This is a genomic window from Paraburkholderia phenazinium, assembly GCF_900100735.1.
In the GTDB taxonomy this organism is placed as follows: Bacteria; Pseudomonadota; Gammaproteobacteria; order Burkholderiales; family Burkholderiaceae; genus Paraburkholderia; species Paraburkholderia phenazinia.
Map to the genome: position 1 here is coordinate 318534 of NZ_FNCJ01000002.1, position 21335 is coordinate 339868.

The 21335-nt window shown below is 62.4% G+C and carries 19 protein-coding genes and 2 pseudogenes; 15 read left to right on the top strand and 6 right to left on the bottom strand.

What is annotated here, in order from left to right; translation table 11 throughout:
• Window positions 1-19: 19 nt before the first annotated feature.
• On the bottom strand, window positions 20-712 hold the full coding sequence (locus BLQ92_RS05250; RefSeq protein ID WP_090682313.1) for a DUF1223 domain-containing protein: 693 nt from the start codon (window positions 710-712) through the stop codon (window positions 20-22).
• A 218-nt stretch (window positions 713-930) separates the two neighbouring features.
• On the opposite strand from BLQ92_RS05250, the gene BLQ92_RS05255 reads away from it, so the two are divergent.
• The 5 genes and pseudogenes from BLQ92_RS05255 to BLQ92_RS05275 form a co-directional block, all read left to right on the top strand.
• Entirely contained in the window at window positions 931-1611 is a 681-nt protein-coding gene (locus tag BLQ92_RS05255) for a peroxiredoxin-like family protein (RefSeq protein ID WP_090682946.1), read from the top strand.
• A gap of 100 nt (window positions 1612-1711) precedes the next feature.
• Window positions 1712-2284 carry a sigma-70 family RNA polymerase sigma factor gene (locus BLQ92_RS05260; protein ID WP_090682315.1) on the top strand — a complete coding sequence of 191 codons (573 nt, stop codon included), beginning with the start codon at window positions 1712-1714 and terminating at the stop codon, window positions 2282-2284.
• Window positions 2281-2922 carry a DUF1109 domain-containing protein gene (locus BLQ92_RS05265; RefSeq protein WP_090682316.1) on the top strand — a complete coding sequence of 214 codons (642 nt, stop codon included), beginning with the start codon at window positions 2281-2283 and terminating at the stop codon, window positions 2920-2922. The genes BLQ92_RS05260 and BLQ92_RS05265 overlap by 4 nt, the downstream gene beginning before the upstream one ends.
• Before the next feature lie 247 nt (window positions 2923-3169).
• Complete coding sequence (locus BLQ92_RS05270; RefSeq protein ID WP_176072116.1) at window positions 3170-3418, top strand: DUF4148 domain-containing protein; 249 nt, start codon at window positions 3170-3172, stop codon at window positions 3416-3418.
• A 218-nt stretch (window positions 3419-3636) separates the two neighbouring features.
• A pseudogene (locus BLQ92_RS05275) lies at window positions 3637-4074 on the top strand (patatin-like phospholipase family protein); the annotation flags it as partial.
• Window positions 4075-4167: 93 nt separating this feature from the next.
• Here the strand turns inward: BLQ92_RS05275 and BLQ92_RS05280 are convergent.
• Both BLQ92_RS05280 and BLQ92_RS05285 read right to left on the bottom strand, forming a co-directional pair.
• Entirely contained in the window at window positions 4168-4671 is a 504-nt protein-coding gene (locus BLQ92_RS05280; RefSeq protein WP_090682319.1) for a DoxX family protein, read from the bottom strand.
• Between the two features lie 202 nt (window positions 4672-4873).
• The gene (locus BLQ92_RS05285; protein ID WP_090682321.1) at window positions 4874-5185 is read right to left on the bottom strand and encodes a BufA1 family periplasmic bufferin-type metallophore; all 312 of its coding nucleotides are present in this window, start codon (window positions 5183-5185) and stop codon (window positions 4874-4876) included.
• Window positions 5186-5721: 536 nt separating this feature from the next.
• On the opposite strand from BLQ92_RS05285, the gene BLQ92_RS05290 reads away from it, so the two are divergent.
• The 6 genes and pseudogenes from BLQ92_RS05290 to BLQ92_RS05315 all read left to right on the top strand — a co-directional run bounded on the left by BLQ92_RS05290 (window position 5722) and on the right by BLQ92_RS05315 (window position 13546).
• Window positions 5722-7812, top strand: a complete 2091-nt coding sequence (locus tag BLQ92_RS05290; protein ID WP_090682322.1) for an FAD-dependent oxidoreductase — start codon at window positions 5722-5724, stop codon at window positions 7810-7812.
• 91 nt (window positions 7813-7903) lie between these two features.
• Window positions 7904-8053 (top strand): annotated as a pseudogene (locus BLQ92_RS40555) (2Fe-2S iron-sulfur cluster-binding protein); the annotation flags it as partial.
• A gap of 119 nt (window positions 8054-8172) precedes the next feature.
• On the top strand, window positions 8173-8940 hold the full coding sequence (locus BLQ92_RS05300; RefSeq protein WP_090682325.1) for a coniferyl-alcohol dehydrogenase: 768 nt from the start codon (window positions 8173-8175) through the stop codon (window positions 8938-8940).
• Window positions 8941-8976: 36 nt separating this feature from the next.
• Window positions 8977-10449 carry a benzaldehyde dehydrogenase gene (locus BLQ92_RS05305; RefSeq protein ID WP_090682327.1) on the top strand — a complete coding sequence of 491 codons (1473 nt, stop codon included), beginning with the start codon at window positions 8977-8979 and terminating at the stop codon, window positions 10447-10449.
• A gap of 76 nt (window positions 10450-10525) precedes the next feature.
• Window positions 10526-11362: a p-hydroxycinnamoyl CoA hydratase/lyase gene (locus BLQ92_RS05310; RefSeq protein WP_090682947.1), complete on the top strand. Its 837-nt coding sequence runs from the start codon at window positions 10526-10528 to the stop codon at window positions 11360-11362.
• Window positions 11363-11380: 18 nt separating this feature from the next.
• On the top strand, window positions 11381-13546 hold the full coding sequence (locus tag BLQ92_RS05315; RefSeq protein WP_090682328.1) for an acetate--CoA ligase family protein: 2166 nt from the start codon (window positions 11381-11383) through the stop codon (window positions 13544-13546).
• A 48-nt stretch (window positions 13547-13594) separates the two neighbouring features.
• On the opposite strand, the gene BLQ92_RS05320 is transcribed toward BLQ92_RS05315, so the two are convergent.
• On the bottom strand, window positions 13595-14068 hold the full coding sequence (locus tag BLQ92_RS05320) for a MarR family winged helix-turn-helix transcriptional regulator (protein WP_074266757.1): 474 nt from the start codon (window positions 14066-14068) through the stop codon (window positions 13595-13597).
• 180 nt (window positions 14069-14248) lie between these two features.
• Here BLQ92_RS05320 and BLQ92_RS05325 point away from each other — a divergent pair, with 180 nt between their 5' ends.
• Entirely contained in the window at window positions 14249-15535 is a 1287-nt protein-coding gene (locus tag BLQ92_RS05325) for an MFS transporter (protein WP_090682329.1), read from the top strand.
• 92 nt (window positions 15536-15627) lie between these two features.
• Entirely contained in the window at window positions 15628-16704 is a 1077-nt protein-coding gene (locus BLQ92_RS05330; protein WP_090682331.1) for a porin, read from the top strand.
• Window positions 16705-16878: 174 nt separating this feature from the next.
• Here BLQ92_RS05330 and BLQ92_RS05335 read toward each other — a convergent pair whose 3' ends face one another.
• Both BLQ92_RS05335 and BLQ92_RS05340 read right to left on the bottom strand, forming a co-directional pair.
• Window positions 16879-17598: a transposase gene (locus tag BLQ92_RS05335; RefSeq protein ID WP_090682332.1), complete on the bottom strand. Its 720-nt coding sequence runs from the start codon at window positions 17596-17598 to the stop codon at window positions 16879-16881.
• 460 nt (window positions 17599-18058) lie between these two features.
• Window positions 18059-18943 (bottom strand): SDR family oxidoreductase, encoded by an 885-nt coding sequence (locus BLQ92_RS05340; RefSeq protein ID WP_090682334.1) that lies wholly within the window; start codon window positions 18941-18943, stop codon window positions 18059-18061.
• Window positions 18944-19048: 105 nt separating this feature from the next.
• Here BLQ92_RS05340 and BLQ92_RS05345 point away from each other — a divergent pair, with 105 nt between their 5' ends.
• Together BLQ92_RS05345 and BLQ92_RS05350 are read left to right on the top strand one after the other, a co-directional pair.
• A complete protein-coding gene (locus tag BLQ92_RS05345) occupies window positions 19049-19468 on the top strand; it encodes a winged helix-turn-helix transcriptional regulator (protein WP_090682335.1) in 420 nt (139 codons plus the stop codon).
• Window positions 19469-19787: 319 nt separating this feature from the next.
• Complete coding sequence (locus BLQ92_RS05350) at window positions 19788-21284, top strand: efflux transporter outer membrane subunit (RefSeq protein WP_244106096.1); 1497 nt, start codon at window positions 19788-19790, stop codon at window positions 21282-21284.
• The last annotated feature ends 51 nt before the right edge of the window (window positions 21285-21335 follow it).

The following is a 21335-nucleotide window of genomic DNA, read 5'->3' on the forward strand; positions in this document are numbered from 1 at the left end:
GAGACGGAGGAAGAGCACGCTAAGGCTCGTCTGTCACGCGGGCAGCGCCGACAATGTGTCCGTCCGGTGCCTCGAGCAATACTGCGGTCTTCTCACCCGCAGGTACCTGGGGGTCGAACACAGCCGGTTTGCCGGTCCATTGACCAATCTGTTGGAACGAGCGAACGATGTTGGACTCCTTCAGCGTTCGCCCCCCGTTTTCGCCACGCCCGACGGCGGTCACGTGCTGTGCGTCGTAACCAACCAGAATCACCTGTGCGCTTCCGGAGCCGGCGCCGACCGAAACAGTAATGGCGTTGCCCTTGCGCACCGCGGACAACGGCGCGGACGTTGAATCCGCGTCCCTCGCTTTCTGAATCGCTACCTCAGCGGATGACCGGTCTGAACCCACGAAGGCGGTTGTTCCGTCGACGACCATTTCAGGCGTGTAGGAACCGTCGCCGAAACGTCGACCGTATTCCGCCTGACGTTGGGTGGCGATATCGAGGGAAAAAGGGTCCTTCCATCCGAGGCTGTTCCAGTAGGTGACATGAAAAGCCAAAGGGAGAATGTCGCTTCGCTGCTGACTTAACTCCGACAGATAGGCGTCAGCCGGTGGACAGGATGAACAGCCTTCGGACGTAAACAGTTCGACAACCACCGGCCGGGGCGTTGCCGCGGCGACCGGGAGGGCCACAAGCAGTGCAGCGGAAGCAAGCAGACGGGATAGCATGAGTTGACTCCTGGTGAGGATCGTTCATGCATTGGTCGCGGTGGGGCAGGCGATATGACAGTCCGACGAGAAAAACTGAGGAACCTCTTGAGCAGTATCTGTTGTTGTTGGAAAACCAGGAAGGCGGAATGATTCCGGTTATATCTTGTGTCATCTTTGGCGGCGAGCCACGACTAAAGGTCGAGCGGTGGGCACGCGTCTAACCGGAGAACCCTATGATGTCATTGCAGAAACGTCTCGATGCCTTCAAGGCGGCATTCGAGTCCGGGCTACCTCCCTACAATGTGCATCGTTCGGTCGTCGACACGCTTCGCCGGGCGACCGCCGAACTGATCGGATCTGGCCTTGCTGAGCGCGCAAAAAAGGTCAGCGACGTCGCGCCGTGCTTTGTCCTGAAGGACCCAGACCACCGGCCGATCGGTTCGCGCAAGCTGATTGCCGATGGCCCGCTGGTACTGACGTTCTATCGCGGCGTGTGGAGCCCGTACTGCAATCTGGAGCTTCAGGCGCTGCAGGCGGCACTGCCCGATATCGTCGCCCGTGGAGCGAGCCTGATGGCAATTTCGCCGCAGAACGGGGTCAATAGCCGCAGGACGATCCGTGAGAACCGCCTCAGTTTCCCGATACTCGGAGACCCACGTGGTGAACTTTCGGCAGCCTATGGACTGCGCGTCGCGTTGCCGGACTATCTTGTCGAGCTGTACCTGACCACATTCGGGACCGACCTGTCGTCATTCAACGACGACCCCTCGTGGACGCTGCCGATGCCGGCGAGGTTCGTAATCGGCAAGGACGGCATCATCGCTTACGCCGAGGTGAGTCCGGACTGCACGAAACGTCCCGACCCCGCCGAGCTGCTTCCGGTTCTTGACAGACTTGCCGCCGGAGGCCGGGCATGAGATTTTTGCACCGCGCCTCCAGGGGGGAAACATTTCTCTGCTATCCGTGTAAATGTTTCTCACGCAGTTTATTTCGCGCCAACTGTAACCAGAACCCGCAATGAACCGAACTACCGAAGATGGACCGGCGCGTCCCGTCGAAGAGCGACTGAAGGGTCTATTCGTGCGTGGTCTGGAGGGGAACGCGGCGGCTTATCAAGCATTTCTCAGCGACCTGACCGGGCATCTGCGCGGCTTCCTGAGAAAGCGTCTCTTCTATCTGCAAGACGATATCGAGGACCTGGTCCAGGAGATTTTGCTGGCAGTGCATAATGGACGCCATACCTACCGTCCAGACCAGCCGTTGACGGCCTGGGTGCATGCGATCGCCCGCTACAAACTGGCGGACTTTTTTCGCGCACGATCGCGCCGGGAAGCCTTGCACATGCCGCTGGACGACGAGCTCGAGATATTCGCCACCTGCGATGTCGAACCGGCGGAGGCCCGGCGTGATCTAAGCAAGCTGCTCGAACAGTTGCCCGATCGCCAGCGCCTGCCGATTCTGCACGTCAAGCTGGAAGGGCTGTCGGTGACTGAAACCGCAAAGCTCACCGGCCTGTCGGAATCGGCGGTCAAGGTTGGCGTGCACCGCGGTTTGAAAGCATTGGCACTAAAGTTTCAAGGCGCATCATGAAGACAGAGGATCTTGTTTCACTGCTGGCCGCGGGGGTGCCCGCTATCGATCAGAACGTGTCGGCAAAGCGATTCAGCTGGGCGATGTTATGCGGCGGTGTCGGTTCCACGGTGCTCATGGCAATCGTTTATGGCATTCGCCCCGATATCGGCGCGGCGATGAAGACGCCGCTGTTCTGGATCAAGCTGGCTCTGCCTCTGTGCCTCACACTCGCTGCGTTGCTGGCGACGGCGCGACTGTCCCGGCCAGGAATGGAGGTAGGCCGCGCGTGGGCCGCGCTTGCTGCGCCTGTGCTCGCCGTGTGGATTGCGACGCTCGTCCTGTTGTGGTTGACCCCTCCCGATGCGCGCTTGCCCCTGGTAATGGGCAATACGTGGCGCGTATGTCCTCGTAATATCGCGTTGCTTTCAGTGCCAGTGTTCATCACGGTGTTCTGGGCGATGCGAGGTCTGGCACCCACGCGTCTCAGGCTGGCCGGCGCCGCAGGCGGCCTTCTGGCGGGAGCGACTGCCGCGATTGCTTACTGTTTCCACTGCCCGGAGATGGGTGTGCCATTCTGGGCCGTCTGGTATCTCCTCGGCATGCTGATTCCCACGCTTGCTGGCGTGGCGCTGGGGCCCCGGCTGCTGAACTGGTGAGTTAGGTCAAACTGTATTCAGCCAGCGCTGCGCAGAGGTGCGTGCTGACGGCCTGACGCTGCGTAACTGAAACCCAACCTTATTTTTTGTCCGTTCTGTAACCAAGCCGGGTAAATAGGCGAAATACCTTATGAAGCGCAGGCATAAGCCTGTGCTTGAGCGATCGACGCCGGGAACTCCGGACTACCTGGAGCGCCAGGATTGGTTGGCATCTGGGCAGGTCGATCAATACCCCTTTGGGAGAGTAATGATGAAAGTGAACAAGTTGGCGATGATCATAGCCGTGGCAACTCTCGGCATGCCGGCGCTGGCGAGCGCTCAATCTGTACAGCCCGCTGACGCAAACTCAATGGCGGCAGGATCGAATCAAGGTCCGAAGACTCGCGAGCAGGTGCGTGAGGAACTGGCTCACGCTCGCATGAACGGTACCATCCCGCGTTTCGGTAATCCCGATCCCTATGGGCCTGGCGGCACACCGAATTTCACCCGGCACTAAACGGAGGGCAGGGAATAGCAAGGCAAACAGATCGCCGAGGTTCAATCCGTTCGCGGTAGTAATACGGGCACGGGAGATCCTGACGTGAGGCATGTCCCGCGGTATGCACAAGTCAGGTTAAGGTCGGAATAAATCGGGTACTGTATATAGTTATCCTAATGTTAAGTCGTGAAAAAATGAAACTGCAGATCCGATGAAAACGATGCCGATGCCGACGAAGCGCGAGCGCGAGCGCTGCGATTCCGTGTGTGTTCCCGCCGGTGCGCATTGACGGGGTGGATCTGGTCGATGGCGGCGTGGCCAACAATACGCCGATCTCCGTGGCCATCTCACTCGGTGCGACACGCGTCATTGTGCTTCCGGCCGGGTTTTCCTGCGCGCTGCACAAGCCGCCCGGTAACGCAATCGCGCAGGCCATGCACGCGCTGACACTTCTCATTGCGCGTCAGCTTGTGCGCGATCTGGAATCCTACTCATCCCGCGCAGAGATCTTTGTCGTGCCACCATTGTGTCCGCTCGATGTATCGCCTTACGACTACACGCAGTGCGACCGCCTGATTGAGCGTGCAGCCGCGAAGACGCGTGCATGGTTGAACGAAGGCGGTCTTGAGCGCGGATTCATCCCGGGTGAGCTACGCGAACACACACATGCGTGAGTAGAGCGAGCGGAACCGCTGAACGATCGTGGCATCGTTGCCGTGATTCCATCGCCCTCTCACGCAGTCGTGTATCGCCATGAAAGCACCCGATCACGACCTGGGCGACCTGTCGCCAAGCAGATAGTCAATCGATATCAGGCCAGGCCCCCAGGCTGCAATTCCCAGTGCCATCGCCAACCAGGTCAGATGGATGGGCCAGCCGTCCGGTACGGTCAGCTCGACGATGCACGTCATAAATATCAGGCCGGCTGCGGCGAACCGGGTTCCGAAGCCAAGCACGAGCAGCACCGGGAATGTCACCTCGCCGCAGCCCGACAGAAACGCAAAAACAGCTGGGGCGGGAAACGGATACGGACCGCCTGGGAGATGCAACTTGAACTCGTCCGTGAACAGGTCGATCGCCGTATCGTTCAGTTGAAGGAAGCCGTTCCATTTGAGAATACCCGATTTCCAGAACGGCACAGCCAGAGCAAGCCGCAGCACGAGTTGAACGAGCCAAGGTTGCGCGAGCTGCTGGATCAGCCGCCTCGCCGTGCCAATCGCGGATATGACTACGTCCGGAAGCGGCAGTTTTACGTTCTGTTGGTTCGACATCTCTATTAATCTCCATGTTGGACGGCGGTAAACACGCTGGCTGAGATCATCCCTGCCAGGTTGGCCTGGAGATCGAAGGACGGGGCTGCCTGAAACGTAGCCGTAACTGTGGCCACAACACGGGGCGGTCTGTTTGGCCAACTGCCGTTGTCATCGTTTGGAATTGCCCATGGCCGCCCCGTTCCTCATGTCGTTCGCCGAATCAGGACTTCAACGGGGTGAGCGAGCCGTGGCCGCCACCCGGCACTTCGATACTCGTGCAGGTGCCACCCTGAACGAACTTCCACGAGTTACCCTGGAAATCCATCGCGGAAGTGCCCTGACACGTGGTGCCGGGACCGGCGGCGCAGTCGTTTTGCCCCTTCAGGGCAACGCCGTAGCACTTCTCCTTGTGTGCGGCGACGGCGGCGCTGGCTTCGGCCTGCGTGAGCGGCGCTGCGTGGGCGACTGATGCAAGCAGGCTCGCGACAACGCCGGCGAGCAGGGTGGAACTGACCGTGATCTTTGTGGACATTGAATTTCTCCAGTGGTTGGGATAGAAGGTACCCGTGATGGATACGTGATCTAATTCGTGGGCTGTAGATGTCTGGTTACAGGGAAATCGCTTTTTTTTGCTTTCGACCTGTGGGGCGATGACATCTGCCGTTTGATTAGTTGAGGAAGGCATGGATGTGCAGCAGGCAACAGCCGTGTTAGCGGCGGTGCAAATTCGACACTAAACGCCAGTCATCCCGCCCCCGCGCCAGCCAGGCACAACTGGGTCGACGCGATGAGGCTGTTCCGGTCGTCAGGGACTAACCAGCTGCATGAGTGGCGCCTGTGTTCGGGACAGATCTTACGATCTGAGTTCGGCATTATTATTGTGTATTGCTAAGCGAACAGGGCGATTTTGCGCACTCGATTTCTCCTGCGGGCTGGCATCTGAGCGCCAAAGAGAAATTTTTCAGCGACCGTAACCTTCTGCGTGCCGGGGACGAACTATCAGCCGGATGTGGACGATATGGTCTCGGAGCGCCGGGCCGTTCATGGATATCTGGACTTTCTATCGCTATGTTACGAAAGACCCTTAAACGTGCCTGCGGTTTCGGCCTGGCGCTGCGCGTGCTGTGCATGCCCTGGTTGCTGTTGCTTGCCCGGATCTGGTTTGGGCAGGTCGTCTTCGTGCACCAGATCATGACGATGGCAGAAAGCCCTCATGGTGGTCTGCTATCCGGCGGCCTGCGCGTCCCATCCGGGCTCGATGCAGCGCTGCACAGTGTGGTGCCGTTGCTGCTTACCATGGGGCTGCTGACTCGTCCCGTTGCACTGGTGCTGCTCATCGAGACAATCGCAGACAGTCACGGTGCGCTGGCGGTGGGCGCACAGGGAGCCAAACTGGCGCTCCTTTCGTGGCTCATCGTAAGCGGGGCGGGGGCCATGTCGCTGGACAATCTTCTGGGGCGCGGTTTGTCATGGATCCCGTTTCGCCCAATCAGGCTCACGCGTGGGCTTTATGTCTGGCTCGAACGCTATCTGGGCCCGCTTCTTCAGTTTGTCATACGTGCTGGGCTTGCCGCTTCACTCGTTAACTTCGTATTATCAGCTGGTTCGTGGTTGCAGAAAGCGATGTTGGGCGCCGCGGCGACATCTCTTGTCCATCCAGCCTGGTGTGCGGCGGCGCTCGCGTTGGCACTGACGCTTGGCTGTGCGACGCGGTTTGCCGCGCTGTTCATCGCGGTGATGGTGCCAGTGGCTGGTATCGCCATGTCGACCGACGACCGGCTGGCAGTCCTGCTTCTGCTTTTTGTGCTTGTGGTCGCGGGCGGTGGCGTATTCTCCCTCGATTGGCTGCTTGACCGATGGACGGGGAGTGAGTCGCAGGAAGACGATTCCGCCCCGGAGGACCTGCCACATGTCGTTGTGGTCGGGGGCGGTTTTGGTGGCGTCGCGGCCGCGCAAGGGTTGCGCGATGCGCGCTGTCGCGTCACATTGATCGACCAGCGCAACCATCATCTATTTCAGCCGCTACTTTACCAGGTGGCTACGGCCGCGCTGTCGCCCGCCGAGATCGCCACGCCGATCCGCAGCCTGTTCCGGCGTCAGCGCAACGTTCAGGTCAGGCTAGGGCAGGTGACGGGGGTAGATGCGGCTGCGCGCGAGGTACAGGTCGGCGTGGTACGCGTGAAATTCGACTATCTGGTGCTGGCGACGGGCGCCCGCCACAGCTATTTTGGCAAGGACAGCTGGGCGCCTTTTGCACCAGGACTCAAGAGCATCGAAGATGCGACCGCCGTGCGCAGCCGCCTCTTGCGGGCGTTCGAGGAAGCCGAAAGCGCGGCGAGCGAGACCGAGCGTGCCGCTTGGCTGACTTTCGTGATCGTCGGCGGCGGTCCCACCGGCATCGAACTGGCTGGGGCCATTGCCGAACTGGCCCGGCACGGGATGGCCGAGGAATACCGCATGATCGATCCGGCCGTTGCTCGCGTGATCCTGTTGCAGTCGGGTCCGCGGATCCTGCCCACTTTCACCACTACGCTATCCAGCGCCGCAGAACGCGCACTGCAAGCACTCGGGGTCGAGGTTCGGGTCGACACCCGGGTGCTGGGAGTGGACAGCGAGGGTGTCGACATTGGCGGGCAGCGCATCGCCGCCCGTACCGTTCTATGGGCAGCGGGCGTTGCAGCATCGCCCGCTGCTCAATGGTTGAATCAGACCACTGATCCGTCGGGACGGCTTGCTGTCGCCGCTGATCTGTCCGTGCCGGCTCTGCAACGGATCTATGCGATCGGCGATACCGCATCCTGTCTGGGATGGCGCGGCGCAGTTGTTCCTGGTCTCGCGCCGGCGGCCAAACAGCAGGGCCGGTATGTGGCTGGTGTGATCGCGGCCAGTCTGACGGGGCGGCGCCCGCCGCCGCCGTTTCGCTACCGGCATTTTGGCAGTCTTGCCACGATCGGGCGTCAGGCGGCCGTTGCCGAGATCGGCAAGCTTCGCGTATGGGGGGAGCCCGCGTGGTGGTTTTGGGGCGCAATTCATATCGCCTTTCTGGTCGGCGGACGGAACCGGGCCATCGTCATTCTCGATTGGCTCTGGGCGTATCTCACCTACCGGCGCAGCACGCGGCTCATCACAGGCGATACGCGAGACGAGATGATGGATTGACAGGTCCAATCCGTTTGCCGAAATCGCTGAGCACCGGAAACGTCAGCTTGCTCTTCCCGGTCGCCACGATGCCGTGATCCGGCTTCTCCGGAGTGTGTGTGGCACCTGCGTGACGCGCGTGCTGGCAGGCGAGCGCGATCACCGGGACAGCTACCTGACCGACGATAAGAAGGCCGCCGGCGAGTACTTCCTGCCGTGCTGCTCGCGCTCACGCTCGCCCGTCCTCGTGCTCGATCTCTAGCCGTTTCCGCGCCAAGTCTCGCATGCTGAAATTTTGCTTGAAAAAATAGTTATACGATGTAACTATTATGGTATAAAACAATCAAACGGCACTCGACCGGAACCAAGGAGACAAGCTCAATGAATCTGCATGGCAAGACCCTGATCGTCACTGGCGTTGCGTCCGGCATCGGCGCGGAAACCGCCCGCCTCGCGCGGTTTCATGGCGCCCGCGTGATCGGCGTGGACCGTCAGCCAGTCAACATGACCCTCGATGCGTTCCACCAGGCGGACCTGGGCGACCCGGGCGAGATCGACGCGCTGGTCGAACGCCTGCCCGCTCGCATCGACGCATTGGCGAATATCGCCGGAGTGCCGGGCACCGCGCCGGTCGACGTCGTCGCGCGCGTGAACTATCTGGGGCTGCGCCATCTGTGCGAGGCGCTGCTGCCGCGTCTCGCGCCGGGCGGCAACGTGATCAACGTCGCGTCGATCCTCGGCGCCGAATGGCCGCAACGGCTGGCCCTGCATCGGGAGCTGGCCGGGACGGACGGCTTCGATGCCGGCTCGCGCTGGCTCGCCGCGCATCCCGTGCCCCAGGCCACCTGCTACCAGTATTTCAAGGAAGCGCTGATCGTGTGGAGCGCGCGCCGTTCGCAGGACTGGTTCGCGAAGCATTCGGTGCGCGTCAACAGCGTCTCGCCGGGACCCGTCTTTACGCCGATTCTGGGCGATTTCGTCACGATGCTCGGCCCCGAGCGCGTGGAGGCCGATGCCGCCAGAATGAAACGCCCCGCGTACGCTGACGAAGTCGCCGAAGCTATCGTGTTTCTGGCCTCCGACGCCGCGCGCTGGATCAACGGCGTCAATCTGCCCGTCGACGGCGGCCTGGCCGCCACGGCTATCTGAACAGAGCAGGTTCAACATCAACTGGAGACATTCGTCATGAGCAATCCGTCAGGCCTCTCGCTTGCCAACGCCGATACATGGCGCGGCGCGATCTTCAACGGCGACTGGGTCCGCGTGCCGGGCACGCTGGACGTCATCGAGCCGGCTTCCGGTCGGCCGCTGCATCAGGTCGGCAAGGCCACGCAGGAGGACGTCACGGCTGCGGTGCGCGCGGCGCGTGCGGCACAGTGCGCGTGGGCCGCCACGCCACCGCGCGAACGTGCTGCCGTGTTTCATCGCGCGGCAGCGCTGCTTCAGGAGCACGCTCAGGCTGCAGCAGCGCTGATTGCGCGTGAGACCGGCGCCATCCTCCCTAAGGGCGAGCATGAGGTGCGTGAAGCGATCGTGCTGCTGCAGCGTGCCGCGGCCATGCCGCTGGAAGCCACCGGCCGCGTGCTGCCGAGCGTCCCTGGCAGGCTCAGCATCGCGCGCCAGTTGCCGCTGGGCGTGATCGGCGTGATTTCGCCGTTCAACTTCCCACTGGTGCTGTCTCTGCGCTCGGTGGCGCCCGCGCTGGCTGTCGGCAACGCGGTGGTGATCAAGCCTGATCCGCGCACGCCGTATGCCGGCGGCTTCGTGATTGCCGAAGTGCTGGCGGCCGCAGGCCTGCCGAAGGGCCTGCTGCATGTGCTGCCCGGTGGCGCGGACGTCGGGCAGGCGCTGGTCGAGGCACCCGGCGTGCCGATGCTCGCGTTTACCGGTTCGACGGCCGCCGGCCGCAAAATCGGCGAACTGGCGGGCCGGCATCTGAAGAAGGTCTCGCTGGAACTGGGCGGCAAGAATTCTCTGATCGTCCTCGACGATGCCGACCTCGACCGCGCGGTCTCCGCGATCGCATTCGGCGCGTGGTTCCACCAGGGACAGATCTGCATGGCGACCGGCCGCGTGCTGGTGCAGCGCGGCATCGCTGCAGAACTCACGCGGCGTCTCGCCGACAAGGCGCGTCACCTGCCGGTGGGCGACCCAGCCGTCGCACAGGTGGCGCTCGGGCCCATCATCGACCAGCGGCAGTTGCAGAATGTGGTCGACATCGTCGGCGCATCGGTGGCGGCCGGCGCGGTAGTCGAGGCGGGTGCGACGCACGAGGGACTGTTCTACGCGCCCACGGTGCTGTCCAACGTAAAGCCGGGCATGCGCGCATTCGATGAGGAAATCTTCGGGCCCGTCGCCAGCGTGATTCCGTTCGATACCGACGATGAAGCCGTGGAGCTCGCCAACCACACCGAATACGGCCTGTCCGCCGGCGTGATCTCGGCATCCGTCGGACGCGCGATGGCACTGGGCGAGCGTCTGCACACGGGCCTTCTGCATATCAACGACCAGACCGTGGCCGACGAGGTGATCAACCCGTTTGGCGGCACGGGCGCCTCGGGCAACGGCACCAGCGTGGGCGGTCCCGCGGACTGGGAGCAGTACACCCACTGGCAGTGGGTCACGGTGAAGGACGCCGTGCCGCAGTATCCATTCTAGGCAGCAGCGGGGCGTCTGTAGGGTATTGCAGTCCGGCGCCCCGATCTATCATTTCTCTTCGAACAAGGTGTCGGCAATGAGCAGTCAGGCAGAAGAACAGACCGTCGTTTTCAGCATCGAGAACGGCATCGCGTGGGTAAAATTCAATCGTCCGGAAAAGCGCAACGCGATGAGCCCGGCGCTGAACCGTCGCATGATGGAAGTGCTCGACGAGCTGGAATTCCATCCAGACGCGGGTGTGCTGGTGCTCACTGGAGAAGGGCCCGCGTGGACGGCCGGCATGGATCTTCAGGAATACTTCCGTGATACGGAGGCCGATGGTCTCGCAGGCACGCGCAAGGCGCAGCGTGAGAGCTACGGCTGGTGGCGGCGTTTGCGCTGGTACCAGAAGCCCACCATCGCGATGATCAACGGCTGGTGTTTCGGCGGCGGCTATGGCCCGCTGTTCGCCTGTGATCTCGCGTTCTGCGCCGAGGACGCGCACTTCGGCCTGTCGGAGATCAACTGGGGCATCTTGCCGGGCGGTGGTGCGTCGAAGGTCGCTGCGGAACTGCTGTCGTTTCGTCGCGCGATGTATCACGCGATGCTCGGCGAGCGTATCGATGGTCGCAAGGCCGAGGAGTGGGGGCTCGTCAACGAGGCCGTGCCTGCCGCGCAATTGCGTGCGCGCGTCGTCGAGGTGGCGCAGGCGCTGCTGAAAAAGAATCCGGTTGCGCTGAAGGCTACCAAGGACGCGGTCCGCCGGGTGCGCGAGATGACCTACGACAACGCGGAAGACTTTCTCGTGCGTGCCCAGGAAGCGGCCAACAGCTACGACGACGACGGCCGCAAGGAAGGTCTGCGACAATTCCTCGACGACAAGACCTATAAGCCCGGTCTTGGCACGTACGATCTGACACGCCAGCGTACCTGAGCCCGGGAGCCCGCCGACATGAACCCGAGTCAATCCGACGTGCGCTCCGCAGTGAGCGCGCAGGCTGTGGGACGTCTGCTGCGGCCCGAGTCGATCGCCATCGTCGGTGCTTCGCCGACGCCCGGCGCGCTCGGCGCTTCGGTGCTGGCCAATCTCGAGCGCAACGACTACCGGGGCCGCATCTACCTCGTCAATCCGAAGCGCGACGAAATCGACGGCCGGCCGTGCGTGAATTCGATTGACCAGTTGCCCGATGGCATTGATGTCGCCGTGCTGGCAATTCCGCAACCCGCAGTGCTCGATGCCGTGCGCGCGCTTGCGGCACGCAAGGTCGGGGCGGTCGTGATCTTTTCGGCGGGTTTCGCCGAAGCAGGGCAGCAAGGCATCGCGCAGCAGCGCGAGATTGCGCGCATCGCTGCGCAAGCGGGCATGCTCGTCGAAGGGCCCAACTGCCTTGGCTGCATCAACTATCTCGATCGCGTGCCGCTGACGTTCATCGAAACGACAGTGAGCGACGCGCAGGCGCAGCGCAACCGCGAGCATCCGGCGATTGGTATTCTGTCGCAGAGCGGCGCGATGATGGCAGTGCTCAACACGACGCTGGCAAGCCGCAATTTGCCGCTGTCGTACGCAGTGTCGACGGGAAACGAGGCGGCTAGCCACCTGGAAGATTATCTGGCATTCCTGCTCGATGATCCCGGCACGCGCGTCATCGCGCTGATCGCCGAGCAGTTCCGTCAACCGGGCCGGCTGCTCGCAGCGGCGCGTCGGGCACGCGAGGCGGGCAAGCTGCTGGTGTTACTGCATCCGGGCAGGAGCGCCGCCGCGCGCGAATCGGCGGCCACGCACACCGGCGCCATGGCCGGCGACCATGCGTTGATGCGCACGAAGGTCGAACGCGCGGGCATCGTGCTCGCCCACACGCTGGAAGAACTCGGCGACATCGCGGAGATCGGGCTGCGCTGCGCGCAGCTGCCCGCGCGCGGCACCGCGATCGTTGGCGAGTCTGGGGCATTCAAGGCGCTGTGTCTGGATCTCTGCGAGGAGCTCGATCTCGAGCTGCCCGCGCTTCACGATGACAATGCACCCGCGCTTCGCTCCGTGATGCCGGCGTTCGTGGCGGTGGCCAATCCGCTCGACCTGACCGCGCAGGGGCTGGTCGATCCTGAGCTTTACTACCGTACGCTGTCTGCGCTATTCGACGACGACCGCTTCTCGGCGATCGTGATCGGTCTCATCCAGACCGACCCGGTGACGTGCGCTATCAAGATGCCGCCGGTGTTGCGCGCGGTGCGCGAACTGCGGCCGCAGAAACTGGTGATCTGTGCCGGCCTGGACGAAGGCGCGCTCGTGCCGGCCGACTACATCGCGCAGATGCGCGAGGTGGGCATTCCGTACTTCCCGAGCACGGAGCGCGCGCTGCGCGCGGTCGCCCGTCTGTCGGAACTCGGAACCCGCGACTTCGCGCAGGCCGTCTTCGAGCCCATCACGCCCGGCATGGCGCTGCCCAACGGCGTCGTGCCTGAATACCGGGCCAAGCAACTGCTTGCGCCGCTAGGTGTGCCGTTCGCACGCGGCGAGCTTGCCACCGATCTCGACACCGCGCTGACGATCGCGCGGCGGCTCGGCTACCCGGTCGCGCTCAAGGTGCAGGCGGCCGCGTTGAGCCACAAGAGCGACGTAGGCGGCGTGATCCTCGGCACGAGCGGGGACGATGCGCTCAGACTGGCGTGGGCGCAGCTTCACGACAACGTGCGGCAACGCGCTCCCGGAGTCGCGCTCGATGGCGTGTTGATCGAACGGATGGGGGAGCGTGGGCTGGAGATGATCGTCGGGGCGCGCCACGATCCGCAGTGGGGGCCGGTGATTCTGATCGGTTTCGGTGGCGTCGCTGCCGAGGTGACGCGCGACATTCGCCTGTTGCCGCACGATCTGACCAGAGAGGCGGTGGTGCGCGAGATCGGCAAGCTGAAGAGTGCGCCGCTGCTGCATGGTTATCGCGGTGCGCCCGCGCTGGATGTCGAAGCGCTCGCGGAGGTGGTCGTGCATCTGGGGGCCCTGCTGCAAACGACAGCGGATATTCGCGAGATCGACCTGAATCCGGTGGTCGTCTATCCGCGTGGGCAGGGCGTGCTGGCGCTCGATGCGTTGATGCTGGTTGCAGCAGACCCGATCGCTACCTGAACGCGACGTGCCGGCGGGGAACGCGGTGTCGTTCCCCGCCGGCACGCGCTAGTCCTGGAAAATTTTCGACAGCAGCAGTCTCAACTGATCCCGCTCATCGCTCGACAGCCGGTGCACGGCCGCTTCGTCGGCCTTGCGCGCGGCCTTCACTGCCTGAGTGTGGAGCTTCGTGCCTTGCGGCGTGAGCGAGACGAGCTGGATGCGTTTGTCGCCGGTGCTGCGTTGACGCGCCAGCAGCCCGGCAGATTCGAGGCGGTCGAGCAACGTGGCGAGGTTGGGCGGCGCGATGGCAAGCGCCTCGGCAAGAGACTTCTGATTGATGCCCGGATTGCGCCGCAGGGTGGAGAGCACCGCGAAATCGGCCTGACGCACCTCGAGCTTTTCCATCTGCATGTCGAAGTGCGCCTGGATCACCAGATATGCGCGCCGCACGTTGTAACCGAGAAGATCCAGCAGTTCCGACTGGTCGACCTGACCGACGAGATCGTCGTTGATGTTATCGGCGGTGGGTTTGGTCGACATAGGCGTGGAACATGGGTGTGGACATGGCAAAACGGGCTCGATGGATCATAGCATGCGACTACCTCGAATTCAGCGTTTTCCCCTAACCCGGGATTCTTGCGTTTTTTGATAAACAACTTATCATCTATAACAAATATAAAACATAAACAAATTCCGAGAACCTGGACAGGAGACACCCTCATGCATTCTGCTTCACCTGAACATGTGAAAACGGGTCAGAAACATGATTCGGTATACGAAATAAAGACACTCGTTTTGCTCGGCCTCGGTTTCGGCCTGGTCGGACTGGACCGCTGGATCGTCGCGCCGCTGTTTCCGCACATGATGCGCGATCTCAATCTGAACTTCCAGCAACTGGGTAGCCTCATTGGGATTCTGAGTGTCGCGTGGGGCGTCTGGGCGATCGCGATGGGGCCCGTGTCCGATCGCATCGGTCGCAAGCGCATTCTGGTCGCGACGATGGTCGCGTTTTCATTGCTCTCGAGCCTGTCGGGTCTTGCAAGCGGCTTCGCTAGCCTGATGCTGATCCGCGCAGTGATGGGCATTGCGGAAGGGGCGTTCACGCCGGCCAGTGTCGCGGCTACCGGCGAGGCGTCGCTGCCGTCGCGGCGCGGCTTCAATCTGGGACTGCAGCTCAGCATGTTCTCGCTGCTGGGTCTTGGCTTCGCGCCGATCCTCGCGACGCAACTGCTGCGGGTTGTGCCGTCCTGGCACTGGGTATTCACGATTTCCGCGGTGCCGGGATTGATTGTCGCGATTCTCATCGCGCGCACGTTGAAGGACCAGCCGCGCAACGAACTGATGCCTGCGCAGCTCAGTTCGGACCGACCCCGCTGGACCACGCTGTTCAAACGTCGCAATGTCTGGCTGGCCACACTCGCGATCCTGTGCGCGATGGCGGGCATCTTCGTGGTCAGCGCGATGGTGCCGACCTATCTCGTCGAAGTGCTGCATCTCGACACGCAGAAGATGGGCTTCGTCGTGTCGGCGATCGGCTTCGGTGGCTTCGTGGGCTCGTTTGGCGTGGCGGGGGTGTCGGATTTCATCGGTCGGCGCAACGCGGCAATCATCGCGTTCGTGTGCGCGGCGGTGCTGCTATATCTGTTCGCACAGACCGGCGCCAATCCGCAAACGCTCTTCATCCTGCTGTTCGGCGTCTCGGTGTTCGCGCTTGGCCTGCTTGGTCTCCTGAGTGGCCCGATCGCGACAGAAGCGGCGCCAATAGGACTCGTCGCTTCATCGGTGGGCTTCGTGTCGGGTGCGGGTGAAATCTTCGGCGGTGGACTCGCACCGGCGATCGCCGGATTCATCGCACAGCATTTCGGCCTGTCGTCCACGCTGACCTTCGCGCTCGGCGGCCTTGTCGTGGGCGCCGTGGTGTCGCTGTTCCTCGTCGAAACGGCGCCACGCAGACGCAACGACGTGGCTCCGGGCGCCGCGCTCGGCGTGTCGAAGGACATCGCCTGACGCGCCACCGCGTATCCCTCGCTATCCAAACATTCACACAATGCGCGGCGATCTCGTCGCGAATCATAACAATTCGATTCAGGAGACAGTCAATGAAAGCCAGAGCCCTTTGCGCGGCGGCCACGCTACTGTTCGCGTGCCATGCGTACGCGCAAAGCAACGTTACGCTGAGCGGTTTGCTCGATGCCGGCGTGTCCTATGTCAGCAACGAAGGTGGCGGCCATGTGCTGAAGTTCGATGACGGCGTTGCCGTGCCGAACCTGCTGAAGTTCACCGGCAAGGAAGATCTGGGCGGCGGCACGCATGCCATCTTCGTGCTGACAAACCAGTTCGAGATGGGCACGGGCTCGTTCATGCCGGGCGGCAGCCTGTTCAGCCGCGAGGCATTTGTCGGTCTCGACGACGAGCGCTACGGCCGGCTCACCTTCGGCAACCAGTACGACTTCATGACCGATTCGCTGTTCTTCGGGCTGGACGACGCGGCGATCTATACGCAGGGCATCTATGACTTTCGTAACGGGCCGTTCGCGAAGCTCGCGTTGCCGGACAATCCCACCGGCGCATTCGACTGGGATCGCATGGCAGGCGTCGGCGTTAACAACTCGGTGAAGTATCAGAGCATAAGCTATGGCGGTTTCTCCGCAGGTGCGATGTATAGCTTCGGCGGCGTCGCAGGTTCGTTCGGTTCGAACAGCGGCGTGAGCGCGGGGATCAACTACACGCACGATGCATTCGGCGCGAACGCCGCTTATACGCAGGTGAAGACGGCGGTCTCGGGTGCGCAGGACAGCGTGCGCAACTGGGGTGTCGGCGCGCACTACCGAATCGGCTCCGTCACTGCCACCGCGCTCTATACGGCAGTGCGTAACGAGCTGAACGGCGGCCAGGTCTGGCAGGCCGAACTGGGCGGCGTGTGGCAGATCGCGCCGGAGTGGTCGCTGAGCGGCGCGTATATGTACATGAAGGGCAACGAGGTGGTCGACGACAACCACGCGCACCAGCTCACCGCGATGGTGAACTACCAGCTGTCGAAGCGCACCGGCGTCTACGTGGCGGCCCTTTATCAGCGCACGAACCAGGGTGCGGCGGCGCAGATCAACGACGTGATGGTGGCATCGAGCAGCGCGTCGCAGTTCATCGGCCGCATTGGCGTCCAGACGCGTTTCTGAGGGCTGGCAATTCCATCGGTTCACCTCACCGCATGGCGCAACAGCACAGAAGTTAGCTCTGTGGAGAGCCGGTGCAGTCGGGCCGCTCTGTGAAGCAGGAACCCGCCGAAGTGACTCAGGCCACCGTGACCTGGCACCGCAGGAATCCCCGTCTCCTTTAGGGCGGGGAGGATGTCAATAGCCCACGCGTGCGGGGGCGAGTGTCGAGCGAACCTTGGCCGGCCGGTCGCGCAGCAGCACGGGCATCAAACGCCGGTTGGCTGTCTGCGCCGCCCACTCGCAATACGCGGGGCTGCCAAGCACCCAACCCTCGAGCGTCGACTGCATAAGACTATTGACGTCGCGTTCGTCAAGAAGCTGTGCGCCCAGATCGCGGTAAGCCTGGTAGCGCTCGACCGGCGTATCGCCGAGCGCACGGTAGAGTGGATGGTCCTTGATAAAGCTATCGGCACGCAGCCCGATGTGGTGCGTGTAGCTCGACCACTGGTAGCTTCCCGGGTCGGCTACAAGGCGGTTGCGCACCGGCGCATGATCGATGACCTGGCTCGCGAGCAGGAAATACCGGTCGGGCTCGATCACTGTTGCCCGGTACTCGCCACGCCACATCGTACCGCGGCGTCCATGGCGGCGGTTGAAGGTATCGACGTAACGCCGACCGATCCCTTGCATCGCCATGGCCACGCTCGACTCGTACGAGGGCGTGACGAGGAACTGTATCGTGTCGGGCATCAGTACCCACGCGTGAACTGCCAGATCGGCGACGCGCGCCGCGTCTGCCAGGCAGGCGAGGAAGTACCGGTAGTCTCCTTCGTCCAGGAATGCGGGCCCCGTGAGCCCCTGCAAGATAACGTGCTGCGGTTGTTCTGGGACGTAGTGCCGTGCAAGCCGTGTCATGCTGAATTAACCGGAAATTCGCTGAGAAATCGATCCGACAGAGATCGGACGTGTGACGCTGCGTCACGTGGGTATAGGACTAAAGTCTATCGGTCATAGGCTTGCGTCTGCATCGCGAATAGGCCTTTTTTATGGCCTCTTTTCGCTGATTTGCCGATCGCAGCCGGCATCTTTTTTATGCCGCCGCTGAATAGCGGCGCCGCGCTATATACCTTCAACTCCAGACACTCTACCCGCGCGCCATCCGGCACCAATACATCGGCTAGGCGGTGCAGCGGCCGAAGCGCCGCTGGTCCCCATTTGCATCCAGCCTGAACCGGTTCAAGCCCCGCGTAATGTTGTGGAGAATTTCATCAATAGGTATCCGAACGATAGCGATAGCCTCAAATCCGAGACTGGGCAATCCGCAGACAAATCACCGGGACCCGGAACCAGTCACAAGAACAGCACAAAAAGACACTCAAACTGTATACGTGGCTTTGGCCTCTTGCAGATAATCGGCAAGCCGTTTCGCAGGGCGGGCGATGAGCGATTCGAGGTGGTCCGTGACGATGGAAAGATTGCCAGCCCGAACCTCCGCCTCAATTGACACCAATGCAGAAATGAATACGTCAGGAACACCCGCCGCGTTCAGCCCCGTGGCGAGCTGCTCGTCAGTCACATGGACGACGGCAAGAGGCTTGCCTGTAGCCCGGCGAGCGAGGTCGGCGATTTCTTCGTTGGATAGCGCCTCAGAGCCTGTCAGGGTGTAGGTCCGGCTATCGGAGCTTGACGTAGCGAGCGCTGCGGCAATCGCTTCAGCGATGTCCTCCCGTCCGGCGTACGACGTTCTCCCATCTTCAGCCGCCGAATGCCATTGCCCGCTCTTCAGCGCATTGGGGAGCGACCTGAGCAGATTCTCGTGATACCAGCCGTTTCGGAAAATCACGTGCGGCAGACCGGTGGCCTTGATGGTCCGCTCGGTTTCCAGGTGGTCCGCTGCGAAGGTCAGAAACGAACTGTCCGGATTGGGCATCGATGTATAGGCGAGACGCTTGACACCTGCCGCGACGGCTGACGAGACCGCATTGCGATGCTGCTTCAATCGCGTGTTTGCCCCATCCAGTGCATCTGTTGAGATGATCAGGGCTGTACCGACCCCTTTGAAAGCTGCGGCCAGACCCTCCGGGTCTTCGAAGTCCGCCTTGCGAACCTCAATGCCTGCTGCCGCGAGGCCGGCAAGCTTTTCGGGGCTGCGCGTGCCGGCGATGATGCGGTTGTGCGTCACGCCACGCGCAAGCAGATGCTTGATAACAAGCTGGCTGAGTTGACCGGATGCGCCGGTGACGAAAATGGTGTCGCTCATGGACTAGCCTCACTCTGAGTGTTACTCTCAATTTGAGAGCGACTCGATAATCAGGCGTCTGCGCTCTTACGTAAAGAAGGCAGTTTTTCAGGAGATAGTTACCAAATGGGAACCACCAAGGTGTCGGCTAGCGCTCTCAAGACGAGGCTGGACGAGGCCCGGAGCAAATTCGGTCCTTTGACGAATTGCCCGGTGCGCGACGTCGTCGATGTCATCAGCGGGCGGTGGAGTTCGTTGCTGATGTTGGCGCTGGCCGAGCACCCCTATCGATTCGGTGAACTTCGCCGCCTGGTGCCGGACATTTCGCAGCGGATGCTCACGCAGACACTTCATGAGCTACAACGCGACGGCTATGTGAATCGCGAGGTCTTCCCGACGAAGCCACCGGGTGTCGAATACAGCCTGACCGAACTCGGCCGTTCGATGTTCGAGGCGTTGAACGTCTTGATTCAGTGGGCCGACGAGAATCATGCTGCGGTCACAGCGGCCCGCCTGCACTTTGACAGCGTGAAGGAATCTGCGTAAGAGAGTTCGCACGCCATCCTCGCTACCCGATCGTCTCCGGGCGCGTGACCATGAGCGCACCGTATGCCGCGTTTCTGCCAAAGAATGTGCTCAGCGAATCGAATGCTTCCCGCTCGGGACCTGCCAATCCAGCAGTCCTGTCATCAGCAGACTTTTTTCAATCCCGCTAAAGTACGGGTCATCTCGTTGTCGGGTTGCTGGTCCGGTCGACAGCTAAAGCGCTTGTTCCAGTGGACACAGGGGAATGCACTTGAAGAGTCATTCACGTACCTTGGGGTTTGCTTACGAAAATGCAACATGCTCCCGATCGCGGCGAGCGGTGAAGAGCGGGCTGGTGTTCGTGCTCGCCACGTCTCTCGCGGCCTGCATGGTAGGCCCGGACTATCGCAAGCCTGAGATCCAGGTGCCAGAGGGTTTCAGGGAAGGCGTCGACTGGCAGCGCGCCGAGGCGAATCCGCAGGCCGCGATCTCGAGCACCTGGTGGCGCATGTATGGCGACGAGAAGCTCAATGATCTCGTCACGCAGGCGTTGAAGGCCAACCAGTCGATCGCGGCGGCCGAAGCCGCCTACCGCGTTGCGCTTGCGACCGTCGAATCCAACCAGGCGGGCCTGTTTCCGGTCGTCACGGCGGGCCTCGCCGGTGCGCGCTCCGGCGGCAACGTCCAGGGGCTCTCGGCGAGCACCGGCTCATCTGCCTTGGCGGGCAACGCTGTGGCGGCTACCGGGACGGTCAGTTGGGAACTGGACCTGTGGGGACAAATACGGCGTGAGATCGAGGAAGCGAAAGCGAACGCCCAGGCGTCCGATGCGCAGCTTGCCGGTGAGCGCATTTCGATCGCGGCCAGTGTCGCGACCGACTACTTCCAGCTACGCCAGGCCGATTACGACATTCGCGCGCTGAAGGAACAGCAGGACATCTATAGCCGCATTCTCGTGATGACGCAGACCGGGCTCAAGGAAGGCGCAGCATCGGGCGACGACGTGCTCAACGCACAGGAGAATCTCGAGACGGTAATCGCCGACCTGCAGACGACCGAGACGACCCGCGAGCAGGATGAACACGCGATTGCCGTTCTGACCGGCACGCCGCCCGAATCATTCAGCATCGCGCCCGATCCCGACTATCGCTTCCTTCAACCTGACGTGCCACCCGCGCTGCCTTCCCAACTGCTCGAGCGTCGCTACGACGTGGTGAGCGCGGAGCGCACGGCGGCAGCGGCCAATGCAAGCATTGGTGTCGCCGAGGCCGCGTACTTTCCGACGCTTACGCTCTCGGCCGAGGGCGGTTTTGCCCACAACACGTTCGCGCACCTGTTCACGGTGCCGAGCCGCTTCTGGACGCTCGGCCCCGATCTTGCCGGCACCCTTTTCGACGGCGGCGAACGCACGGCCGCGGTACACAAGGCGCGCGCGACCTACGACGAAGACGTCGCGAACTACCGCAATACCGTGCTGACGGCGTTCCAGAGCGTGGAGGACAGTCTCTCGTCGATGAATCACCTGCGGGCCCAGGAAGCCGCGTTCGCGAAGGTGCTCGACAGCAGCAGCCGGCTGTTTGCGAGCCAACGGGCGCAGTTCGATGCCGGCGCAAGCAGTCAGCAGAACGTGCTGACGCAGCGGCTGACGCTGGTCCAGGCGCAGCAGAGCTTGCACGACACGCAAGCGCTGCTCGCCGAGAGCAACGTCTTACTCGTCAAAAACCTTGGCGGCGGCTGGCAGCGTGATGACGCCAAGGTCGCTTCGGTGCCGGCCGCCGCTTCTTCACCCGCTTCGGCAACTGCAGTACGACCCGCATCGGCGCAGTCTGCCGACTGACTGACACGCTGTTCCATAAGTTCGGGCATGCCGCGCAGCCTGCGTGTGCCG

Bases quoted from the DNA above. Each gene is read 5' to 3' on its own strand.
- BLQ92_RS05325 (WP_090682329.1), top strand. From the start codon at position 14,249: ATGCATTCTGCTTCACCTGAACATGTGAAAACGGGTCAGAAACATGAT.
- BLQ92_RS05260 (WP_090682315.1), top strand. From the start codon at position 1,712: ATGAACCGAACTACCGAAGATGGACCGGCGCGTCCCGTCGAAGAGCGA.
- BLQ92_RS05335 (WP_090682332.1), bottom strand. From the start codon at position 17,598: ATGACACGGCTTGCACGGCACTACGTCCCAGAACAACCGCAGCACGTT.
- BLQ92_RS05270 (WP_176072116.1), top strand. From the start codon at position 3,170: ATGATGAAAGTGAACAAGTTGGCGATGATCATAGCCGTGGCAACTCTC.
- BLQ92_RS05310 (WP_090682947.1), top strand. From the start codon at position 10,526: ATGAGCAGTCAGGCAGAAGAACAGACCGTCGTTTTCAGCATCGAGAAC.
- BLQ92_RS05285 (WP_090682321.1), bottom strand. From the start codon at position 5,185: ATGTCCACAAAGATCACGGTCAGTTCCACCCTGCTCGCCGGCGTTGTC.
- BLQ92_RS05305 (WP_090682327.1), top strand. From the start codon at position 8,977: ATGAGCAATCCGTCAGGCCTCTCGCTTGCCAACGCCGATACATGGCGC.
- BLQ92_RS05315 (WP_090682328.1), top strand. From the start codon at position 11,381: ATGAACCCGAGTCAATCCGACGTGCGCTCCGCAGTGAGCGCGCAGGCT.
- BLQ92_RS05320 (WP_074266757.1), bottom strand. From the start codon at position 14,068: ATGTCGACCAAACCCACCGCCGATAACATCAACGACGATCTCGTCGGT.
- BLQ92_RS05265 (WP_090682316.1), top strand. From the start codon at position 2,281: ATGAAGACAGAGGATCTTGTTTCACTGCTGGCCGCGGGGGTGCCCGCT.
- BLQ92_RS05300 (WP_090682325.1), top strand. From the start codon at position 8,173: ATGAATCTGCATGGCAAGACCCTGATCGTCACTGGCGTTGCGTCCGGC.
- BLQ92_RS05280 (WP_090682319.1), bottom strand. From the start codon at position 4,671: ATGTCGAACCAACAGAACGTAAAACTGCCGCTTCCGGACGTAGTCATA.
- BLQ92_RS05345 (WP_090682335.1), top strand. From the start codon at position 19,049: ATGGGAACCACCAAGGTGTCGGCTAGCGCTCTCAAGACGAGGCTGGAC.
- BLQ92_RS05290 (WP_090682322.1), top strand. From the start codon at position 5,722: ATGTTACGAAAGACCCTTAAACGTGCCTGCGGTTTCGGCCTGGCGCTG.
- BLQ92_RS05250 (WP_090682313.1), bottom strand. From the start codon at position 712: ATGCTATCCCGTCTGCTTGCTTCCGCTGCACTGCTTGTGGCCCTCCCG.
- BLQ92_RS05340 (WP_090682334.1), bottom strand. From the start codon at position 18,943: ATGAGCGACACCATTTTCGTCACCGGCGCATCCGGTCAACTCAGCCAG.
- BLQ92_RS05255 (WP_090682946.1), top strand. From the start codon at position 931: ATGTCATTGCAGAAACGTCTCGATGCCTTCAAGGCGGCATTCGAGTCC.
- BLQ92_RS05330 (WP_090682331.1), top strand. From the start codon at position 15,628: ATGAAAGCCAGAGCCCTTTGCGCGGCGGCCACGCTACTGTTCGCGTGC.